The sequence below is a fragment of the Anaerofustis stercorihominis DSM 17244 genome, assembly GCF_000154825.1.
GTDB classification, from domain to species: domain Bacteria; phylum Bacillota; class Clostridia; order Eubacteriales; family Anaerofustaceae; genus Anaerofustis; species Anaerofustis stercorihominis.
On sequence record NZ_DS560019.1, the window covers coordinates 205194 to 223667 of the forward strand.

General features: G+C 31.3%; 22 protein-coding genes. 4 read left to right on the forward strand and 18 right to left on the reverse strand.

Annotation, left to right across the window (positions count from 1 at the left end; genetic code table 11):
- Positions 1 to 2058, forward strand: coding sequence for a hypothetical protein (locus ANASTE_RS05615; protein ID WP_039945202.1), 2058 nt, complete (start codon positions 1 to 3; stop codon positions 2056 to 2058).
- 28 nt (positions 2059 to 2086) lie between these two features.
- Here ANASTE_RS05615 and ANASTE_RS05620 read toward each other — a convergent pair whose 3' ends face one another.
- From ANASTE_RS05620 to ANASTE_RS05630, 3 genes are read right to left on the reverse strand one after another with little or no spacing between them, the layout of a single operon-like run.
- Entirely contained in the window at positions 2087 to 2734 is a 648-nt protein-coding gene (locus ANASTE_RS05620) for an HAD hydrolase-like protein (RefSeq protein WP_007050010.1), read from the reverse strand.
- 9 nt (positions 2735 to 2743) lie between these two features.
- Positions 2744 to 3391, reverse strand: a complete 648-nt coding sequence (locus tag ANASTE_RS05625) for an HAD-IA family hydrolase (RefSeq protein ID WP_007050011.1) — start codon at positions 3389 to 3391, stop codon at positions 2744 to 2746.
- A gap of 16 nt (positions 3392 to 3407) precedes the next feature.
- Positions 3408 to 4625, reverse strand: coding sequence for a S41 family peptidase (locus ANASTE_RS05630; RefSeq protein ID WP_007050012.1), 1218 nt, complete (start codon positions 4623 to 4625; stop codon positions 3408 to 3410).
- Between the two features lie 271 nt (positions 4626 to 4896).
- On the opposite strand from ANASTE_RS05630, the gene ANASTE_RS05635 reads away from it, so the two are divergent.
- Positions 4897 to 6180: an NAD(P)H-dependent oxidoreductase gene (locus tag ANASTE_RS05635; RefSeq protein ID WP_341271229.1), complete on the forward strand. Its 1284-nt coding sequence runs from the start codon at positions 4897 to 4899 to the stop codon at positions 6178 to 6180.
- A 146-nt stretch (positions 6181 to 6326) separates the two neighbouring features.
- Entirely contained in the window at positions 6327 to 6725 is a 399-nt protein-coding gene (locus ANASTE_RS05640) for a helix-turn-helix domain-containing protein (protein WP_007050014.1), read from the forward strand.
- Positions 6726 to 6764: 39 nt separating this feature from the next.
- On the opposite strand, the gene ANASTE_RS05645 is transcribed toward ANASTE_RS05640, so the two are convergent.
- The 9 genes from ANASTE_RS05645 to ANASTE_RS05685 all read right to left on the reverse strand — a co-directional run bounded on the left by ANASTE_RS05645 (position 6765) and on the right by ANASTE_RS05685 (position 12922).
- Complete coding sequence (locus ANASTE_RS05645; RefSeq protein ID WP_007050015.1) at positions 6765 to 7214, reverse strand: Hsp20/alpha crystallin family protein; 450 nt, start codon at positions 7212 to 7214, stop codon at positions 6765 to 6767.
- Positions 7215 to 7454: 240 nt separating this feature from the next.
- Entirely contained in the window at positions 7455 to 7817 is a 363-nt protein-coding gene (locus tag ANASTE_RS05650; RefSeq protein ID WP_007050016.1) for a DUF4180 domain-containing protein, read from the reverse strand.
- Between the two features lie 150 nt (positions 7818 to 7967).
- Positions 7968 to 8606, reverse strand: a complete 639-nt coding sequence (locus ANASTE_RS05655; protein ID WP_007050017.1) for an ABC-2 transporter permease — start codon at positions 8604 to 8606, stop codon at positions 7968 to 7970.
- Positions 8607 to 9449: an ABC transporter ATP-binding protein gene (locus ANASTE_RS05660; protein WP_007050018.1), complete on the reverse strand. Its 843-nt coding sequence runs from the start codon at positions 9447 to 9449 to the stop codon at positions 8607 to 8609. It lies immediately after the preceding gene.
- 2 nt (positions 9450 to 9451) lie between these two features.
- Positions 9452 to 9823: a GntR family transcriptional regulator gene (locus tag ANASTE_RS05665; RefSeq protein ID WP_039945206.1), complete on the reverse strand. Its 372-nt coding sequence runs from the start codon at positions 9821 to 9823 to the stop codon at positions 9452 to 9454.
- 99 nt (positions 9824 to 9922) lie between these two features.
- Positions 9923 to 10681 (reverse strand): ABC transporter permease, encoded by a 759-nt coding sequence (locus tag ANASTE_RS05670; RefSeq protein ID WP_007050020.1) that lies wholly within the window; start codon positions 10679 to 10681, stop codon positions 9923 to 9925.
- Positions 10678 to 11595, reverse strand: coding sequence for an ABC transporter ATP-binding protein (locus ANASTE_RS05675; protein ID WP_007050021.1), 918 nt, complete (start codon positions 11593 to 11595; stop codon positions 10678 to 10680). Before ANASTE_RS05675 ends, ANASTE_RS05670 begins: the two co-directional genes overlap by 4 nt.
- On the reverse strand, positions 11596 to 11805 hold the full coding sequence (locus ANASTE_RS05680; RefSeq protein WP_007050022.1) for a PLDc N-terminal domain-containing protein: 210 nt from the start codon (positions 11803 to 11805) through the stop codon (positions 11596 to 11598).
- A gap of 1 nt (position 11806) precedes the next feature.
- Positions 11807 to 12922: a helix-turn-helix domain-containing protein gene (locus ANASTE_RS05685; protein WP_007050023.1), complete on the reverse strand. Its 1116-nt coding sequence runs from the start codon at positions 12920 to 12922 to the stop codon at positions 11807 to 11809.
- Positions 12923 to 13112: 190 nt separating this feature from the next.
- Between ANASTE_RS05685 and ANASTE_RS05690 the strand changes: the two genes are divergently transcribed.
- Positions 13113 to 13568, forward strand: a complete 456-nt coding sequence (locus tag ANASTE_RS05690) for a DUF1307 domain-containing protein (RefSeq protein ID WP_007050024.1) — start codon at positions 13113 to 13115, stop codon at positions 13566 to 13568.
- A 63-nt stretch (positions 13569 to 13631) separates the two neighbouring features.
- Here the strand turns inward: ANASTE_RS05690 and ANASTE_RS05695 are convergent, their stop codons facing one another.
- The 6 genes from ANASTE_RS05695 to ANASTE_RS05720 all read right to left on the reverse strand — a co-directional run bounded on the left by ANASTE_RS05695 (position 13632) and on the right by ANASTE_RS05720 (position 18473).
- Complete coding sequence (locus ANASTE_RS05695; RefSeq protein ID WP_007050025.1) at positions 13632 to 14285, reverse strand: trimeric intracellular cation channel family protein; 654 nt, start codon at positions 14283 to 14285, stop codon at positions 13632 to 13634.
- A gap of 8 nt (positions 14286 to 14293) precedes the next feature.
- Positions 14294 to 14995, reverse strand: a complete 702-nt coding sequence (locus ANASTE_RS05700) for a CBS domain-containing protein (RefSeq protein ID WP_007050026.1) — start codon at positions 14993 to 14995, stop codon at positions 14294 to 14296.
- Between the two features lie 89 nt (positions 14996 to 15084).
- The gene (locus ANASTE_RS05705) at positions 15085 to 15378 is read right to left on the reverse strand and encodes a Dabb family protein (RefSeq protein ID WP_007050027.1); all 294 of its coding nucleotides are present in this window, start codon (positions 15376 to 15378) and stop codon (positions 15085 to 15087) included.
- 10 nt (positions 15379 to 15388) lie between these two features.
- Complete coding sequence (locus ANASTE_RS05710) at positions 15389 to 16216, reverse strand: Mrp/NBP35 family ATP-binding protein (RefSeq protein WP_007050028.1); 828 nt, start codon at positions 16214 to 16216, stop codon at positions 15389 to 15391.
- A gap of 120 nt (positions 16217 to 16336) precedes the next feature.
- Positions 16337 to 17461 carry a serine racemase VanT catalytic subunit gene (gene vanT, locus ANASTE_RS05715; RefSeq protein ID WP_007050029.1) on the reverse strand — a complete coding sequence of 375 codons (1125 nt, stop codon included), beginning with the start codon at positions 17459 to 17461 and terminating at the stop codon, positions 16337 to 16339.
- Entirely contained in the window at positions 17454 to 18473 is a 1020-nt protein-coding gene (locus tag ANASTE_RS05720; RefSeq protein WP_007050030.1) for an acyltransferase family protein, read from the reverse strand. Before ANASTE_RS05720 ends, vanT begins: the two co-directional genes overlap by 8 nt.
- Between the last annotated feature and the right edge of the window lies 1 nt (position 18474).

Sequence of the window (18474 nt, forward strand, 5' to 3'; positions counted from 1 at the left end):
ATGAACACTTTATACATAATTTTTATAATAATGACGATATATATCCTTATGTATGGGATAGTATCTCTCTTTGCGGGAGTTATCCCCTCCGTTCTGGTATTCAGACAAATCCATAAAAACAACAAAAGATATAAAGAACTCATTGAAGATAAAAAATCAAAGAAAATATCTCTAATACTGAATGCCGAACCTAACATAAATAAGTTCATGTTAAAGGTAAAAAATCTTTTAAGTTTGAATTATGATAATTACGACATATATATAGTAAATACTTCCGGTGATTTGAAATTTTCAAGAAAAATCATAGAATACTTCGATTTAAAGAAAAATATCGAAAGTATAAAATATAAAACCAATAAGAGCGAAATAATATCAATATACAAAAGCGATAAAATAAACCTTCTAAACACGGAAAAGACAAACAAATGGAACGGTATCAATGCAGCCGCGGATAACACAAACGCCGATTTGATACTTGCTATAGAAGAAAATATCTTTATAGAAAAAAACGCACTCAAAAAGCTGACAAGAGAATTCCTTATAAACGACAACACTCTTTTTACTTCCGGGATAATCAAAGATGACAGCTATATACATAGAGAAAATCTTGAATATAAGGGTATAAAGACACATAATTTCTTCTCATGCTTTTCCATTCTGAGAAACATAAAAAACAAGTTATTTGAAAAGACTTATAATTTTGAATATTTAAGCGGTGAAGAAATAGGAAACAGCTTTACCTTATACAATTTGGGGAAAATACGTGAAGTCGGAGGTTTCAACTGTGAAACATCAAATCCAAACAACGATTTGAAACAAAGACTTACCGAAGAATATAATAATGATTTCAAAATCAATTATGCCGCATTGGCTTTTGAAGAAATAGATGATATACACGAATACGTCACCGACGACATCATAGACAGATATATCATAAAGAAAGACATAAATAATTCAAATCCATATAATACCATAAGCAGGTTATACGATTTATTCACGAGTATAATAAATCCCATACTGGAATTCCCTATAATCATCTTATCCGTATTATTTACAATAATAAAAGTGATTTCTCCGTTGACATTACTTTGTTTTATGCTTTTATATATAAGTTTTGATATAGCTAAAAATATACTCCTTCATATAACCGACAAAGTATCCTTAAGAAAAAACATAAATATATCGGAAAGCTTGGAATTTATAGGATTTACGCTCATTTATAACTTTGGGTTCAGACAGCTTTATAACTTAAACAAATTATTATTAAGGTTTGGTTTGAAATCAAGAAGAGAAGCCTATTATAAAGAAAAAGAAATCTACGGGTATATAAATGAATTTGAATTGACGGAAGATAAAGGGTATGAAAAAGAACTAATAAAGTCTGCCCCAATAACTGATATCAATGATACTTATACAAAAGCTATAAAAGAAACAGAGAAAACCGCAGCTACTGAGCTTAATGAAGAATATTCAATCATTGAAGAGGAAAATGAAGAAGATATAACTCAAATCATAGAAGAAATTAACGAAATCAATGCAGAAGAAACAGAAGCAGGAACAGAAGAAGAACCTATATTAAAAGAAGAACATGCTGAAGCCGTTAGAGAAACAAATACGGAAACGGTAATCGAAGAAACTTCAGATGATGAAGAGATACTGATAAAAGAACTGGAAAATTTTGATATAGAAGAAGTGGCAAAATCGGAACCCTTTAAAAAAGAGGAAGTATTCAAAAAAAAGAAAGCTGAAAGCGAGCTGGACAGAATAATGAGAGAGCTTGCAAAAACAACAAGCAAAATAGAAAAGCTCGAAGCCGAGGTTAAAAAAGAATTATTAAATATCGAAAGAAGAGCAAGAGATAAAGACATCGACGAAGAACTCAATAAATTAAAAGCAGAAGTATTAAAAGTCGAAGAAAACATAGATACAATAAAGGATAATGAACATCAAGAAGCCGAAGCGCTAAAAGAAATCGCATCGGTAAAGGATAAAGAAGATGATGAGCTTAACTTCAGCGATGACGAAATGGACGAAGAGTTCAGTAATATCACAATTTAAAAAAGACCGTGAAATCGGTCTTTTTTATTTATTTTAATACTATATCAAGTATCCCAAGCGGAGTATCTGTAATATGAGTCGGATTACACTTATCGATTTCATCTTTAGAACCGTATCCATAGGTAACACCTATTGTATCAAGTCCGTTCTCTACTCCTCCTTCAAGGTCATTATATCTGTCCCCTACCATTACTGCTTCTTTTTTATCTTCTACACCCATATGTTCAAGAGTCATTCTTATAAAGTCACCTTTTGTTCCTCTGGTTTGAGTATAATCATTACCGATAATAATTTCAAAATACTTAGCTAAATCAAAATGTTCAAGCTGCATGATAGAAGGTTCTTCGGGTTTATTGGTAGCTATCGCCATTTTGATCCCATTTTCTTTAAGAGTTTTTAAAAGTTTTGGAATACCTTCATAAATCTTACATTCATATATTCCCTTTTCTTTCAATCTCTTCATATGTATTTTCATTGCCGCGGCACCTTCTTCTTCACTTAAACCATATTTTGTGATAATGGTTCTTGAAAGAGGAGGTCCGAGCAATTTCCTTATATTATCGACGCTCTCTTCGATACCTGCTGATTTAAGTGCTTGCTGAAAGCATATACATATTCCCTCATGTGAATCCACTATTGTTCCGTCTAAATCAAATACTACATATTTATATCCCATAATATATACCTACCCTAATACGATATCTGCAATATCCAAAGGAGTTTTAGCGATATGAGTAGGATTACATCCTTCGATTTCCTCTACTGAACCATATCCATATGTAACACCTATTGTATCGAGTCCGTTTTCAACTCCGCCTTCAAGGTCATTGTATCTGTCCCCTACCATTACTGCTTCTTTTTTATCAACAACACCTATAGCGTCCATTGCCATTTTAATAAATTCAGCTTTTGTTCCTCTATTTTGTGCTTCATTGTTTCCGACAATAAAATCAAAATAATCTTTTAATTTTAAATGTTCCAACTGCTTAATGGAAATTTCTTCGGGTTTATTCGTAGCTATTGCGATTTTTATGCCATTTTCCTTTAACTTATCCAGCATTTCAAACATCCCGTCATAATACTCAGCATCAAAAATACCTTTAGTTTTTAAATAATCAAAATGGAGCTTCATAGCCGCTTTTCCGTCTTCTTCGCTAAAACCGTATTTTGTAATGATAGTCTTTGAAAGAGGTGGTCCCAATAATTTTTTAATGTTTTCCAAGCTTTCTTCTACACCGTACGCTTTGAGTGCACCTTGAAATCCCTTGCAGCTTCCAAGCTGTGAATCAACGATCGTTCCGTCCAAATCGAATATTACATATTTGTATCCCATATTCTTTCTCCTTTTATTATTTTATATTTTGTTTTAAATATTTAATAGCACTTTGTAGTTGATTATCTTCTTTTTCAGATAATTGATTTAATGATTTCTTACTATTTAGTTTTACTGTTTGATTAGGCGTAATGCCTTTTTTATGAATTTTATGTCCTAAAGGACTCACATACTCATCTGAAGTTATTGTAACTCCCGAACCGTCAAGAAGAGATTTTACTTCTTGGATTATTCCTTTTCCATATGATTTAACTCCCATTATCGTCGCCACTTTGTTGTCCTGTAATGCACAAGATAAAATTTCCGAAGATGAGGCAGAATTTTCATTTATTAAGACAACAATAGGAACCTTAGCATATTCGCTTGTGGTATCTTTTACGGTCTGAGTCTTTCCTGACTTGTTAGTCGTAGAAATAATCGTACTGTTTTCCTTTAATAACAAGTTAGCTATTTCGGTAGCCTCATTTACAAGGCCTCCCGGATTATCCCTCAAATCGATAATAAGACCTTTCATATTTTTATTGGTATATTCATTATAATAATTTTCAAATTGTTTGCCTACTTTATCGGTAAATTCGGTTATTTTTATATAACCCAAATCACCTATCATTTTACCGGAAACCCTCTTCATATCGATCTTGTCCCTGGTGATTACCATTGTTATTTCTTTTTTATCCCTAAGAACGGTAACGGTTACTTTTGTATGAGTTTTTCCTCTTAACTTTTTAGAAACATCTGAAGTGGAAGCCTTTGTGGTATCCATATCATCCACTTTTGTTATTATATCCCCTGCTTTCATACCTGATTTTTCCGCAGGTGAACCTTGAAATATAGAATCGACTATTACTTGACTATTTTCATTATTCATTATTTGTATGCCGACACCGGAATAATTACTGTCAAATCCTTCGGTATAAGAATTAAATTCTTCTTCGGTATAATAAGTGGAATACGGATCTCCGGTTCCCGCATATAAACCTTTAAACGCATAATTCCATAATTTCTGTTCATCTAACTCGGTATAATAATCTTCTTTAAGTAGTTTTTCAAGTGATACCAATTTTGTTATATTCTTAGCACTCGTAGTACTTGGTGTATTTATAAGAACTTTATTTCCTATTGCCAAATTACAAGAAGATGTTATTAAAAAGGTAAGTAAGTTAGTCACTATCACTATAGCCGCAACGATACCGATGACTACTATCTTTCCTTTATTTTTTTTATTATTTTCCATAAATGAACTTCCTTTTAATGCTATTTTTTAACTATTATATTATATGTCAATGTCCCTTTAATATCAATATTTATTACAAAAGTTTATTTTTTATAAATATTGAAATTATGCTTATTTTATAAGCATTATAATATATCATATTAATTAGAATTTAATTAAAATTTGTATAAATATAAAATATGGTGTTATAATTATCCTGCTTAAATATGTACAAGTTTGAGGGGATTTGTAAAAAGTTTAAGAGAAAAGAGGAAATAAATTTATGCTAGGAATGAATTACAGATTAAAAGAACTGCAAGAAAACAACAGACCTATTAAAGTAGGTATTGTGGGAGCAGGACAAATGGGCAGAGGATTGATTAGCCAGCTTTATAAAATGAAGGGAATGACACCTTCCGTGATTTGTGATATAGATGTGGATAAAGTATTATACGCATTCACTAAATCCAATATAACAAAAGATGACTACATAATAACAAACAAATTATCTGAAGCAAACGACGCCATCAATAAAGGAAAAATCGTTGTCAGCGAAGATAAAAGCATAGCTTCATTCGTAGAGGGTACAGATGCGGTAGTAGACGCTACAGGATTTACGGATATCGGAGCGGAAATAGCAATAGATACAATAAATAACGAAAAGCATATCATAATGCTTGACGTTGAAGCAGACGTAGTAGTAGGACCGATACTAAAACAAAAAGCGGATAAAGCAGGTGTTATATATACGGGAAGTGCGGGAGACGAACCGGGTGCGGTAAAAGAAATGTTTGATTTCTGCGAAGCTTTGGCATTCGATATCAAAGTCATCGGTAAAGGTAAAAACAATGAGGTAGACCACTCATGCACACCTGACAGTATAAGAGATTATGCAATAAGCAGAGGTGTTAGCCCCAAAATGCAGTGTTCTTTCTCGGACGGAACAAAAAATATGGTTGAACTTTGCTGTATGGCAAACTCTACAGGGCTTGTTCCGGATGTAAGAGGAGGTCACGGACCAAAAAGCGATATCAAAGAATTGGTTAAAATATTATCTTTGAAAGAAGAAGGTGGTATTTTAAATAATTACGGAGTTGTGGAATGGGTAAACGGTATTGCACCGGGAGTATTCTGCATAATATCAACAGATCTTGAATTCGTTCATCACGAACTTCAGTATTTAAGGATAGGTGACGGACCTAATTACGTATTATACAGACCTTATCATTTATGCGGAATGGAAACACCACTTACAATTGCAAGAGCGGTCCTTGATAAAGCAAATACAATAGTTCCAATGAACGGTTTGGTATGCGAAACGATAACCGTAGCAAAGAAAGACCTTAAAAAAGGAGAAAAAATCGATGGTATCGGAGGATTTTCAACTTACGGAACTATAGATAAAAGAGAAGTTGCAAAGGAATTGAATGCTCTTCCTATAGGACTTATAAATTCTAATACATATATGGCAAAAGATGTTAGAAAAGGCGAAGTAATAACTTATGATGATGTTATTCTTGATGAAAACTCACTTGTTGTAAAACTCAGAAAAGAACAAGATAATATATTTGAATAATAACATAAAGAAATCCTTAAAATAAGGGTTTCTTTTTTTATAAATAGGAACTAAACCATAGGTTTACCAAATTCTACTTTGTATGGATAGCCTTTATTTTAATGATAATTTATAATATAATTAATCAAAGATAAAGGAGCAATTAAATGGACAACGAAATGGGTAGACTCATAAGCAGTCTCAGAAAAGAAAAAAACATGACTCAGCAGGAACTCGCCGACAAATTAAATATTACAGATAAAGCGGTATCAAAATGGGAAAGAGGACTTTCTTATCCGGATATATCATTGATACCCAAATTAGCGGATATTTTGGATATCGACCCCAATAAATTACTGGGAAGCAGCAATAATGAAATAAGCAAAACAGACAAATCAAACATAAAAGATACTATAATGCTTGTTTTCAAATGTGTGGGATTTGCTTTGGCTGTCGCGGTTTTGGTATTAAATATTATAGGAAAAACAAATGTGAATGACAGCATTACACTTTTAAGTTTATCCCTCGTTTGTATCGGAATTACGCTTTTAAATAAAGAACAGTAAAATAAAAGGACTGTCATAAATGACAGTCCTTTTTATATGTTATCCCTCTATAGAAATAATTCGTTTACCTTCTATCTGTTTTACATCTTTCTTAGGTATAACCATTTTTAATATTCCATCTTCATACTTAGCACTGATTTCATCTTCCTTAACATCACTTCCAACATAAAAACTTCTGGCATAAGAACCGCTGTAACGTTCTTTTCTGATGTACTTTCCTTCTTTGTTTTTTTCTTCCTTGTCAAGGTCTTTACTGGCACTAATTGTTAGATATCCGTCTTTTAATTCAGCTGAAATTTGGTCTTTTTTAAACCCCGGTAAATCAATATCGACTTCATAGTTATCGTCTTTTTCTTTTACGTCGGTCTTCATAAGATTTTTTTCGCGTTTCCCATATAAAGGATTTTTACCGCCAAAGAAATCTTTTTCTAAAGGAAAGTCCATTAAATCATCAAATAAGCTTTCTGACAAAATTCTAGGTAACATCATAAGTCATTCCTCCCATCATATTAAATGCTTCCTAAATTTTGAACTACTTGGATTTAAATCTCTTTTGAAAGGTCCTCCTCTTTGTTCAACTATAATATACCACTTTTGATTAGCACTGTCAAGACTAGAGTGCTAATTTTGATTAATATTTTTCGCTATTTTGTATTATTATATTTAATTTACCGATATTATGTTACAATAAACCAAACATATCTCTTATAATCTATATATTCCTAAATATTATTTAGTCATCTTTTCTACAGCGATATCAATATCTTCTACGAAAAAGAAATCTCTGCCATTGTTGCTTTCGTATATAAAATCATTCAAAGCCTTACTATCATATCCCGAAAAATCTCCGATAAAAGCTATCTTTATATTATAATTGATATACTTTTGTAATAGTTCCCCAAGCATCCTGTTTTTTAAATCAAAGAAAACATCATTTACAGCTTCCTTATTCAAAATTATATTATTTATTCCCGTCATATTGGAAACTTCCATAGCAAAATCAAGCCCGGAACCTACATCATTTATTAATATATCTTCACTTTCAACCACAGAAATATCTTCGTTATTTTTGTTTATATTATATATTTTCATATTTTATCTCCTTTATTTAGTATTTAAATTTTAACACGACTTCATTTTAAAATCCACATTTATTGTACAATAATCACTGGGCGCGAAATCTCACGCAGTGAGGCATAGTGCCCCATAAAAAAGACACCTTATCAAAGATGTCTTTTTTAATTACAATTCTCTTTTCTCATAGAAATTAACTGAGATCCAAAATGAAATTATTAGTAAAATCACTGCGGCAATAGGATAAACGATATTCGGTATACTCGAAAATATACTGACAAAGAAATCTCCGCCTTCTTCGGCACTAGCTGCACTGGCTCCAAATATACCTCCTACTAAAGCACAAAGGATGATCATCGCAAGTCTTCCCTTTTCCGCTCCGAACTTAAATATAATAGGAAAGTTTATGGAACTGAAAAGTATGGCAACAAGTATCATAGGAAGCATTGAAGTCATCATACCCGGTAACTTGGATAAGCTTCCATCCATGATCAATAATGTTGTGCCTCTTAGTATCAAATATAAAATACTCATAGAAAGTATCCCGATAAGCGACAATATATATTTGCTTAAAACCATTTCTTTTCTTGTATATGGCATAGTGATCGCATAGCTGTCCCATTTGCTTTTTTCGTCATAAGCCATAAGCGTAATAGGAAGCATTGAAATGAATACTATAGCAAATGCCAAGAAAAATGTTGAACTTTCACCCATTATTGCTATTATCATATAAACCAAACATAATAAAACAACAAATCTGCACTGCTTTATAAGTTCATACAAATCTTTAATAATCAGACCTTTCATTTATTTAACCTCCTTAGCCATAAAAACAATAATATCTTCAATATTTGGTTTTTCAAGTTTAAAAGCGTTATTTACCTTATCTTTTAATACCAAAGCTTCTACTCCGTAGTCCGTTCGCCTTACACCTTTTACGGCATCTTTGTCAATATCGTCAAACTCGGCATTACTGCATTTCAGTATCCTGTACTTTTCAAGAAGGATATCTTTTTCTTCTACGAATAATAATTTTCCTTTATGAAGGAATGCAATATAATCACATAGCTTCTCAAGGTCGGAAACTATATGCGAAGAAATTAAGATCGAATGACTTTCATCTCTTGTAAAATCATAGAATAAGTCCAATATCTCATCTCTTACTATAGGATCGAGTCCGCTTGTAGCCTCGTCTAAAATCAATAGCTTTGCGTCATGGGAAAGAGCAACCGCAATCATAAGCTTCATCTTCATTCCTCTTGAAAAATCTTTAAAACTCTTTTTAAGAGGCAAGGAAAATTTATTTATATATTCGAAGAATACTTTTTCATCCCAATTTTTATAAGTATTTCTCATTATCACATTAACTTGTTTTGCATTGACACCTTCGGGAAAATGAGCTTCATCTAAAACTACACCAATATCTTCTTTTGTAACTTTAAAATTATCCTTATTGCTTTTTCCTAAAATGCTGATTTCACCTTTATCTGCATTTATAGCATTTAACAGAAGTTTGATCGTTGTACTTTTTCCTGCACCATTCTCTCCTATAAGCCCCATTATATACCCGCTTGGTAAGGTTAGACTTATATCATCCAATTTAAAATCTTTATATTCTTTGGTTAAGTTATTAATTTCAATAGCATTCATTTCTATTCCTCCGCCATAAGCTTAAACATTTCAAGTAATTCTTCATTATCAAGATCGCATACTTTTGCAAGCACCATTATCTCTTTGATATAATCTTCTATTTTTTTTAGATTTTCCTCTTTAATAAGCTTTGTGTCCTTTTTATTAACAAAAGACCCTTTTGCCTTTAAAGTATAGACATATCCGTCTTTTTCGAGTTCGTCATAAGCCCTTTTTGTGGTTATGACACTTATTCTCAAATCCTTTGCAAGACTTCTTATGGAAGGAAGAGGATCGCCTTCCTTTAATTTCCCGGAAACAATCAAATTTTTGATTTGTGTATAAATTTGTTCATATATTGGTTTATCGTCGACATTACTAATAATTATATCCAATATCCTCACCTCTTTTTCTGTATATATACAGTATATACAGATATAACAGATATGTCAAGTAAAATATAAAAAAATAAGCCTTTTATTTAGGCTTATTTTTTATATCTGTTTTTTATTAAATATAGGTATTGCCGATATAATAAATACAAAGCACATTACAGTTAATGTCATTAAAGCAAATTTAAAGTCACCGACCGACAGTTTACTTTGAAGTAATGACATATTATCATTGATAAGCATCAAAGGATTATATTTTTGTATTTTAGGAACTATATTTATAAGGAATAATATCACAGTTACTCCCCCGGTAAATAATAACACACCATAATTGCTATTAAACATACTGCTTGCAAATATCATAACGGATATTATAAGTATTCCAAATATATAATACATCAAAGCTGCGTATATTATATTATTTATATTCTCGGGAAAAAGATAAATCGTATAAACATAAGTAACCATAAAATATAATAAATATGCAAAAGTCCACATGATTAACATGGTCAATAGTTTAGATATTATAACATTTGCCCTTCTTAAACCTTTAGTCAGCATATTTATAAGAGTACCGTTACTTATCTCGACCGTCAAAATCCCGGAAAATACAATCACAAAAACGATAAGACACAAAGGCAAGTTTTTATAAAACTGCATCCACGAATCCATTGCACTCGGCTCAGGTATTGTAATATTCATTCCTGCAGGCATAAAATTTTCAACAAGTAAAGGGGTAATCTTTGCAATTATCGGATTCATCATAGAAAAAACAAGGAATACTGCCAATATTATAAGTATTTTATATGTTCTAAAAAGCTCCAAAAATTCTTTTTTTGTAAAGGCTATAAAACTTTTCATTTTACCACCTCCATAAATAAATTCTCTAAAGTAGGCTCTAATATTTCTATTTTAGCAGGAAGTATATTTTCTTTACCCAGTTCAAAAAGTACATATCTTTGTACTTTACCGATATTATTTGAGGATATCAACACATTTTTTCCTTCAACATTTATATGCTCTTTATAATCAAGTATCTTCTCAAACATCATAAATTTATTTAAATCCGTTTGTTCAGTAAATTCTATGGACAAAACATCTTTTCGTTTGCCTTGTTTTAATTTTTCAACTTCGCCGCTAAGTGCGATATTACCTTTATGAAGAATTGCTATACTGTCGCATATCTTTTCAACATCTGATAAAATATGTGTTGAAAAGATAACAGTGCTCTTCCCCTTTATTTTAAGAAGTATATCAAGGATCTCTTTTCTTCCAACAGGATCAAGGGCTGAAGTCGGTTCATCGCAGATCAAAAGTTTTGGTTCATTTAATAATGACTGTGCAATCCCAAGCCTTTGTTTCATTCCCCTGGAAAAACCACCTATTTTTTTATTATTATTTTCCAGTCCCACTAGATTTAATAATTCTTCAATTCTTCTCTTTAATATCTTACCGTCCATCCCCGTTATTTCACCGCATAATTTAAGATATTCAATTGGTTTCATATATCCATAAAAAGCGGGAACATCAGGAAGATATCCTATAAATCTGTTCGTTTTGGTTTCTCCGTAATAAACTTCTTCTCCGCAAACTTTGATAATCCCGTCATCTTTTTTAAGCAGCCCCAATATCATTTTCATCGTCGTTGTCTTTCCGGCTCCGTTTTCTCCCAAAAAACCAAAAATCGAACCTTGAGGGACAGAAAATGAAATGCTATCTATTATTCTATTGGAGCCGAAACTCTTTGATAAATTCTCTATTATTAAGCTATCCATCTATTCGTCACTTCTTCCGAAAACAAAGTAAATTACAGGACCTATTATTTGTATAAATACAACTATAACAATCCAAACAGGTCTGTTTAAAATTTTATAGTTATCATGTCTGAGCACATGTATTAAAGCTGTTACCATAAGTACCAATTCTATTATGATAATAGGGATCAAAAATGGTAAATATTCTCCTATATTACTAATCGTATTCATTTTAATTATCTCCTAAATTTATTTTTAATTCATTAAGTATATTCTGAAATTCTTTACTTTCATTCAGACTTTTAAAGTCGTGCTCCGTATCAATTAAATTCACTAAATCGTCTTTAATGGATTTTTCACTTCTGGGAGCTTTTTCCCCCAAGTCAAAATCTTTAAACCAAGTATCTATCATATCAAAATAATCATCTCCATGAAGAGTTAATGGAAATAAATCTCTTACAGCAACATCTTTATATTTCCTGATTATCTTGATAGCTTTATCGGACTCATCAAAACTCATATATAATTTTGCGGCAGTATAGTAAACTTGGATCATGGAATTAGGGTTTAATCTGTTTATATGATAAGTATCATTTAATTTTTCAAGCCTTTTTAACGTCTCTTCAAAAACCTCTTTATTATCATGATTTAGGGAAAGATATACAAGCATATTCCCGACCAAATCCATCAAATTTTGAAATATAGTTATCTGTGTGATTTCTTTTGCTTTTTTATAATCTCCCATCAGCTCATATGCTCTGGATATAAGAGAATCGCTGTTAGCAGTGGGAACTATTTCTTCTCCCAAAAGTTCTATAACTTGATCGGGCTTTCCGGTCATTAAATATATATTCGCTTCCAAAATAACACTTTGCTTTACTATAGAAATATCTTCACATTCACTTTTTATTCTTTTCAATAATTCTAAAATCGTATTGATGACTTTTTGAGAATTTTCTTCATTGCCGGCTAATGCATAATGATTAATAAGTAAAAGTACCATTTGCAGAAGCAAAGGAAAACATGAATAATATTCTTTTATTATTTCATCACATTTATTGAATACATTATCAAAATCTTCATTTGCAAAATCATCTGCTAAGCTATGATAGATTTTTCTTATTTCTTCTTTTGTAAGGTTTGGATTATATCCAAGTAACTCATCCAAAGAAATATTATAAAAGGTTGCGAGTTTTGGAAGTAATTCTATATCCGGATAACTTCCTCCTGTCTCCCATTTCGAAACAGAAGCCTTGGAAACCCCCATATAATTTGCAACATCTTCCTGAGTGAGCTTCTTTTCTCTTCGTTTTTCAATTAATATATTTGAAATGTTTATTTCTTTCATTTTATTCACCTCTTAATATTATTATATTAGTAAAGGAAATATAAACAATGGATTTAAAGTTAATTTTAGTTGATAAAATCAATTATTAGTTGATTTAATGTATAATTTTTTTATAAATAATTTGACAAATTTTATACTATATATTACGATTTAATTAAGAAAAAATAATAAAATAGGGAGAACGAAAAAGATGAAAAAAGTTCTAAAAGTAATACTGGCATTGGGTCTTGTATTCATAATGGCGGGATGCGGTTCTAAAGCACAAACAGCAACATTTAATTACAGTTCGAACGGGGTTGATGTAAAGATGGTTGCTGATGCAGAAGGTGATACGATTATAAAATTAACGCAAACTTCTACAATAAACACAAAAAACTTTAACAGCAGCCAAATAAAACAATTAAAAAAAGTAGTTGAAGAATCAAAAGATACTTATAAGAATATCAAGGGTATTACATATAAGGCAGAAGAAAGCGGAGATAAGATCGTAGAAACAATCATTATACCGACAGACGAGGAAACTTTAAAAACAGTAATATCAAAAGGCTTGCTTCCTGTAACAGGTTCAAGCGGTGAGGTAACAAAATTATCTTTGGATAAAACTAAAGAAAGTCTACAAAAAGCAGGCTGGACATTAGAAGAATAGTATATAAAAAATAAAAATGCAGTTTATTTAACTGCATTTTTTTATTACAAATATTGATAAAAATTATTTTTTTACCTTAGGAAGAGACCATTTATATTTTCTTGAAAGAAGTCTTATAAATATAATAGAAAAAATACCTATAAGAACAGATATATCAGAATTCACATTATTTTTAAGCAGTACCAAATAAACGCCTCCTCCAACGATGCAGGCAAGAGCATAGATCCTTTTTCTTAGAACAAAGGGTATATCCGAGACCATTATATCTCTGAGCATTCCTCCTCCAATACCCGTAATGACACCTACAAAAATAAGAAGAAAATTATTATAGGTAAATCCCGCAAAAATAGCCGAGTTCATCCCAAGTATCACAAATACACCAAGTCCTATGGCATCAAACACATTAAGAGCATTGTTAAATAAGTTTATATGATCCTCAATATATTTATAATTATAATAAGAAAAAATAAATACCACCAAAGCGGCAACAGCCGCAAGAGCCGCATAAGTTCCGTTCGTAAACATATTCGGTGGCAGCATACCAAGTATGATATCCCTTATTATTCCTCCTCCCAGAGCGGTTGTAACGCCTAAAACGACAACACCGAATACATCCAAGTCTTTTTCTATGGCAACCATGGCTCCGGAAATTGCAAAAGCTATTATACCAATAATTTCACATATATTTATAAACTGTTCCGTAAAAATAAAATTCATAATTCTCCCTATTTATATCCTATTACATCATATGGAGTAATAAGACCGATCAATCTTTCAATTTCTTTCCCATTTTCCGTAATGAAGATAGCCCCTATCCTCTCATTTCTCTTATATGCATTATATAACATATCTTCTATTTCTATCATTAAAGTATTTTTATGTACAAAAAGAAACTTTTCGAGTATCGGATTATCGAGAGATAAATATCTTTTTATATGAAAAAATCTGGTTTTATCATTGATCTCATCTATACCTTCATCAAGCACACACTGAAAAACAGTATTTTCTCCAAATACACCTCGGACAATCCCGTTCTCATTCATTATTGGAATATGACTTATTTTTTTATTATCCATTTTATTCATAAAATCCATTACATTATCACCAATGTAAGCTTTTATTATATCATTGTAATCTACAGCAAACTCTATAGCTTTCTTTGGAGTTTCAATTTGCTTTAAAATATTAGATAACAGTTCTATCATGGCATTACTTGGTTCAATCGCATACTCATCGTTTACTTTGGGATTATGCTGAAGTATATTTCTTATTTCTTTGCAGTATTCCAACTCTCTTCTGATATGTTTATAACATTTTAAATTTATTAACCTGCTTATACTTTTTCCGTCCTTAGGAAAATTATATTCCATAACAGCTGTCTGTTCCAATTTTTTATAGAGCTGCAAGAATTCTTCTGTTCTGTTCATAAGCTCCTCCTTTCTATATTATACACATACTTATTTATAAAAAAATAAAAATTTATAATAAAAAGGAACCTGCTTAGGTCCCTTTAAAATTAATCTATTACATAATCTACAGCAATACTCGTTTCTCTTACTTTATGCATATAAGTCTTTACCACATCCACATGATATGGATCATGCTGATACGCCTCAAGAGCTTCTTCATTATCCAAAACAACTTCCAAAATGATATCATAAGACCTGTCGGAATGAAGGAAATCTATACCCACATTAATATCTTTGATCATATCTACATGACCTTTCATGGACATCAATGTTTCCTTAGCCATTTTACATGATTTCTCACTGCTGTCTTTTAATTTAAAACAAACGATATGTTTTATCATATATATCCTCCTATAGTTCCTTTAACTTTTCTATGGCTTTATCTACATAGTTTTTATTCAAATCTTCGATTTCGCCTTTATCGCATTTTTCTGCTATTTCCGGGTCTATAGGGATATTTGCAAGAACATCTAAATTATATTTTTCAGCTATTTCATCTACATGGCTTTCACCGAAAACATTTATCTTTTTACCGCAGTCCGGACATTCGATATAACTCATATTCTCAACCAAGCCCAAAACTTTTACATTCATCATATTTGCCATATGAACAGCCTTTTCCACTATCATGGAAACTAGTTCCTGAGGAGATGCAACTATTACTATACCATCTACAGGAAGAGTTTGAAAAACAGTCAGAGGAACATCACCTGTTCCCGGAGGCATATCCACAAACATATAATCTATATCTTCCCATATGATATCCGTCCAAAACTGACCTACGGCTCCCGCTATAACCGGACCACGCCATACGACAGGCTTTGTATCGTCATCCAAAAGCAAGTTTATAGACATGATATCTACCCCGCCTTTACTACTTTTTGGATAAGCGCCCTCTTTTGTCGCATATACATTTCCGCTTACTCCGAATATCTTGGGAATAGAAGGCCCTGTTATATCAGCATCCAAAATCCCGACATTATAACCTTCCTTTTTCATATTAGAAGCTAAAAGCGAAGTAACGAGAGATTTTCCTACGCCCCCTTTACCGCTTACAACTCCTATTACTTTTTTTATATTACTTTTTTTATGTGGTTTTACTAAAAAATCTTCTTTTGTTTGCTCTCTCGAAGAACAATTAGCAGAACATGTTGAACAATCATGTGAACATTCACTCATATCAATACCTCTTTAATTATAAAAATATACATTTTCTATACATTATAGCACCATTATGCTTATTTTTATACATTTAATATTAATTTTTAGTACAAATAAAGTGAAATAAACAAATCATAATCATACTTTGTATATTCTCTTAAGCCTTTCTCCCAGCCTGCTTAATATTTCATTTGTTATAGTATCAAGATTATTCGCCATATCCTCTGCACTGATTTCTTCATTCCCTGATTGTCCTATAAAAACAACTTCATCATCTCTTTTCACATCATCGACCTTTGAAACATCTATAAATAATTGATCCATACATATCCTTGCGATTATAGGAACTTTTATACCATTTATTAAAACAAATCCGTTGTTATTGGATAATTTTCTCGAAATACCGTCCGCATAACCTATTGATACAACCGCTATCTTACATTTTTTCTCGGCTTTAAAATCCAGACCGTAACCAACAGTTTCGTTTTTCATAAGTTCTCTGACAACTTCTACTCTTGCTTTTAAAGATAAAACCGGTTTTAAATCCAAGTCTAATTTAATTTTATCACTTTTTTTGCTTAATACTCCGTATAGTGCAATCCCGACTCTTGCATAGTCATATTTTAAATCGGGATAATTGAGTACTCCGTAACTCCCCTGAATATGAAATTTCAAATTTGTATAACCATTCTCTTTTAATACTTTGACTATATTATTAAAATGATTTATTTGAAGTTTTGTAAACTCTATATCCTTTTTATCAATACTGTCACTTACACATAAATGACTAAATACTCCCTTAACATCTATATTTTTAAAACTTAGTATTCTAATTATATTTGTTATATTCTCAAAATGTTCACCCAGTCTATGCATTCCCGTATCGATTTTTATATGTACTTTTATATTTAACTTACATTCGTCTAACGAACTTGCATATCTATAGTCAATTACTGTTTGAGTCAAATCGTATTTCTTTACTAAATTTATATTGCTTAAGTGAGTATATCCAAGTATCAGTATTTCTCCTTTAACACCGGCTTTCCTTAGCCTTATCCCTTCCGAAATCTCTGCCACACAAAAATGATAAATCTCCATTTTATTTAACGCTTCGGCTGTTTCCACCAGTCCATGTCCATAAGCATTTGCCTTTATTGCAGGCATTAATTCACATCCCTTAGGCAGTACTCTTTTAAACTCATTTACATTATTATTTAAATTATTTATATCCAGTTCTATCCAAGCCCTGCCTTTATCATACATTTCTCCACTCCTTATACTTAGTAAAGAGAGTATTGAATATAACAGCAAATAATAAAGATAAGATACTCACTATAAAATAATTCAACATAGAATTATCAATAAAAACACTCATAGAACCAAAGACCTTTACAAACATTCTCACGGTAATTATAAAAGCAGGATGGATAATATAAATATACATAGAAATATTTCTTAAATCCTTGTATCTATCGCCCTTTATATCCAATAATATTTGAAAGAAGAAAAACATGGATGGCAGTAAAAATATATACATGCTCGTATGCCTTTGTATATCAAAATAATGAAGCAAAAGTCCTTCCATAAGCATTAATGACATTGAAATAACAAAAAATATAACTTTTGATTTAAATTGCATATTGCATTTTACTTTTCTTAAAACCATACCAAGAACCAAAAATACAGGAGCGTAAAAAATCCCGTTTCTGGTAAAAGAAGTTACTTTAAATATAATGTCATAAAAGTAATTTATAAAATGCATATTCTTTATAAATCCGTAATAACTATCTCCGAATAAACCTATCAGATATAAAAACAGTGAAATGATAAATACATTTTTGATATTTACTTTCCTGCAAAGTAAATAGACAAAGATACAGCCAATTAAAACGGCAGGAAGATACCATAAATGATAAAAGGTTCCGTCTAAGAAAAACGCTCTTATAACACCCCAAATACTAAATGATTTATTGAATGCTCCCGAATAAATATTAACAGGCAAATATAATATTACAGAAACTACATATAAAATAAGAGTGCCCTTTAAAAATGCTAAAAATCGAGAGTTATCATTTCCCTCTACAGCGACGGGATACAATATAAAATATCCCGTCGTCATCAAAAAGAAAGGAACCGCTATCCTGCATAAAACATATGTAAAACCAAAATCCAATGTATTATTTATACTGCTAAGAGGACCGATATGTATGGCAATGATCAAAAATGCGGCAATCAATCTAAAACAGTCTATGCCGTTATATTTAAAAGTCTTCATA

What these genes read in the sequence shown, in the direction of transcription:
- ANASTE_RS05615 (WP_039945202.1), top strand. Translation starts at nt 1, where the DNA reads ATGAACACTTTATACATAATTTTTATAATAATGACGATATATATCCTT.
- ANASTE_RS05620 (WP_007050010.1), bottom strand. Translation starts at nt 2,734, where the DNA reads ATGGGATATAAATATGTAGTATTTGATTTAGACGGAACAATAGTGGAT.
- ANASTE_RS05625 (WP_007050011.1), bottom strand. Translation starts at nt 3,391, where the DNA reads ATGGGATACAAATATGTAATATTCGATTTGGACGGAACGATCGTTGAT.
- ANASTE_RS05630 (WP_007050012.1), bottom strand. Translation starts at nt 4,625, where the DNA reads ATGGAAAATAATAAAAAAAATAAAGGAAAGATAGTAGTCATCGGTATC.
- ANASTE_RS05635 (WP_341271229.1), top strand. Translation starts at nt 4,897, where the DNA reads ATGAATTACAGATTAAAAGAACTGCAAGAAAACAACAGACCTATTAAA.
- ANASTE_RS05640 (WP_007050014.1), top strand. Translation starts at nt 6,327, where the DNA reads ATGGACAACGAAATGGGTAGACTCATAAGCAGTCTCAGAAAAGAAAAA.
- ANASTE_RS05645 (WP_007050015.1), bottom strand. Translation starts at nt 7,214, where the DNA reads ATGATGTTACCTAGAATTTTGTCAGAAAGCTTATTTGATGATTTAATG.
- ANASTE_RS05650 (WP_007050016.1), bottom strand. Translation starts at nt 7,817, where the DNA reads ATGAAAATATATAATATAAACAAAAATAACGAAGATATTTCTGTGGTT.
- ANASTE_RS05655 (WP_007050017.1), bottom strand. Translation starts at nt 8,606, where the DNA reads ATGAAAGGTCTGATTATTAAAGATTTGTATGAACTTATAAAGCAGTGC.
- ANASTE_RS05660 (WP_007050018.1), bottom strand. Translation starts at nt 9,449, where the DNA reads ATGAATGCTATTGAAATTAATAACTTAACCAAAGAATATAAAGATTTT.
- ANASTE_RS05670 (WP_007050020.1), bottom strand. Translation starts at nt 10,681, where the DNA reads ATGAAAAGTTTTATAGCCTTTACAAAAAAAGAATTTTTGGAGCTTTTT.
- ANASTE_RS05675 (WP_007050021.1), bottom strand. Translation starts at nt 11,595, where the DNA reads ATGGATAGCTTAATAATAGAGAATTTATCAAAGAGTTTCGGCTCCAAT.
- ANASTE_RS05680 (WP_007050022.1), bottom strand. Translation starts at nt 11,805, where the DNA reads ATGAATACGATTAGTAATATAGGAGAATATTTACCATTTTTGATCCCT.
- ANASTE_RS05685 (WP_007050023.1), bottom strand. Translation starts at nt 12,922, where the DNA reads ATGAAAGAAATAAACATTTCAAATATATTAATTGAAAAACGAAGAGAA.
- ANASTE_RS05690 (WP_007050024.1), top strand. Translation starts at nt 13,113, where the DNA reads ATGAAAAAAGTTCTAAAAGTAATACTGGCATTGGGTCTTGTATTCATA.
- ANASTE_RS05695 (WP_007050025.1), bottom strand. Translation starts at nt 14,285, where the DNA reads ATGAATTTTATTTTTACGGAACAGTTTATAAATATATGTGAAATTATT.
- ANASTE_RS05700 (WP_007050026.1), bottom strand. Translation starts at nt 14,995, where the DNA reads ATGAACAGAACAGAAGAATTCTTGCAGCTCTATAAAAAATTGGAACAG.
- ANASTE_RS05705 (WP_007050027.1), bottom strand. Translation starts at nt 15,378, where the DNA reads ATGATAAAACATATCGTTTGTTTTAAATTAAAAGACAGCAGTGAGAAA.
- ANASTE_RS05710 (WP_007050028.1), bottom strand. Translation starts at nt 16,216, where the DNA reads ATGAGTGAATGTTCACATGATTGTTCAACATGTTCTGCTAATTGTTCT.
- vanT (WP_007050029.1), bottom strand. Translation starts at nt 17,461, where the DNA reads ATGTATGATAAAGGCAGGGCTTGGATAGAACTGGATATAAATAATTTA.
- ANASTE_RS05720 (WP_007050030.1), bottom strand. Translation starts at nt 18,473, where the DNA reads ATGAAGACTTTTAAATATAACGGCATAGACTGTTTTAGATTGATTGCC.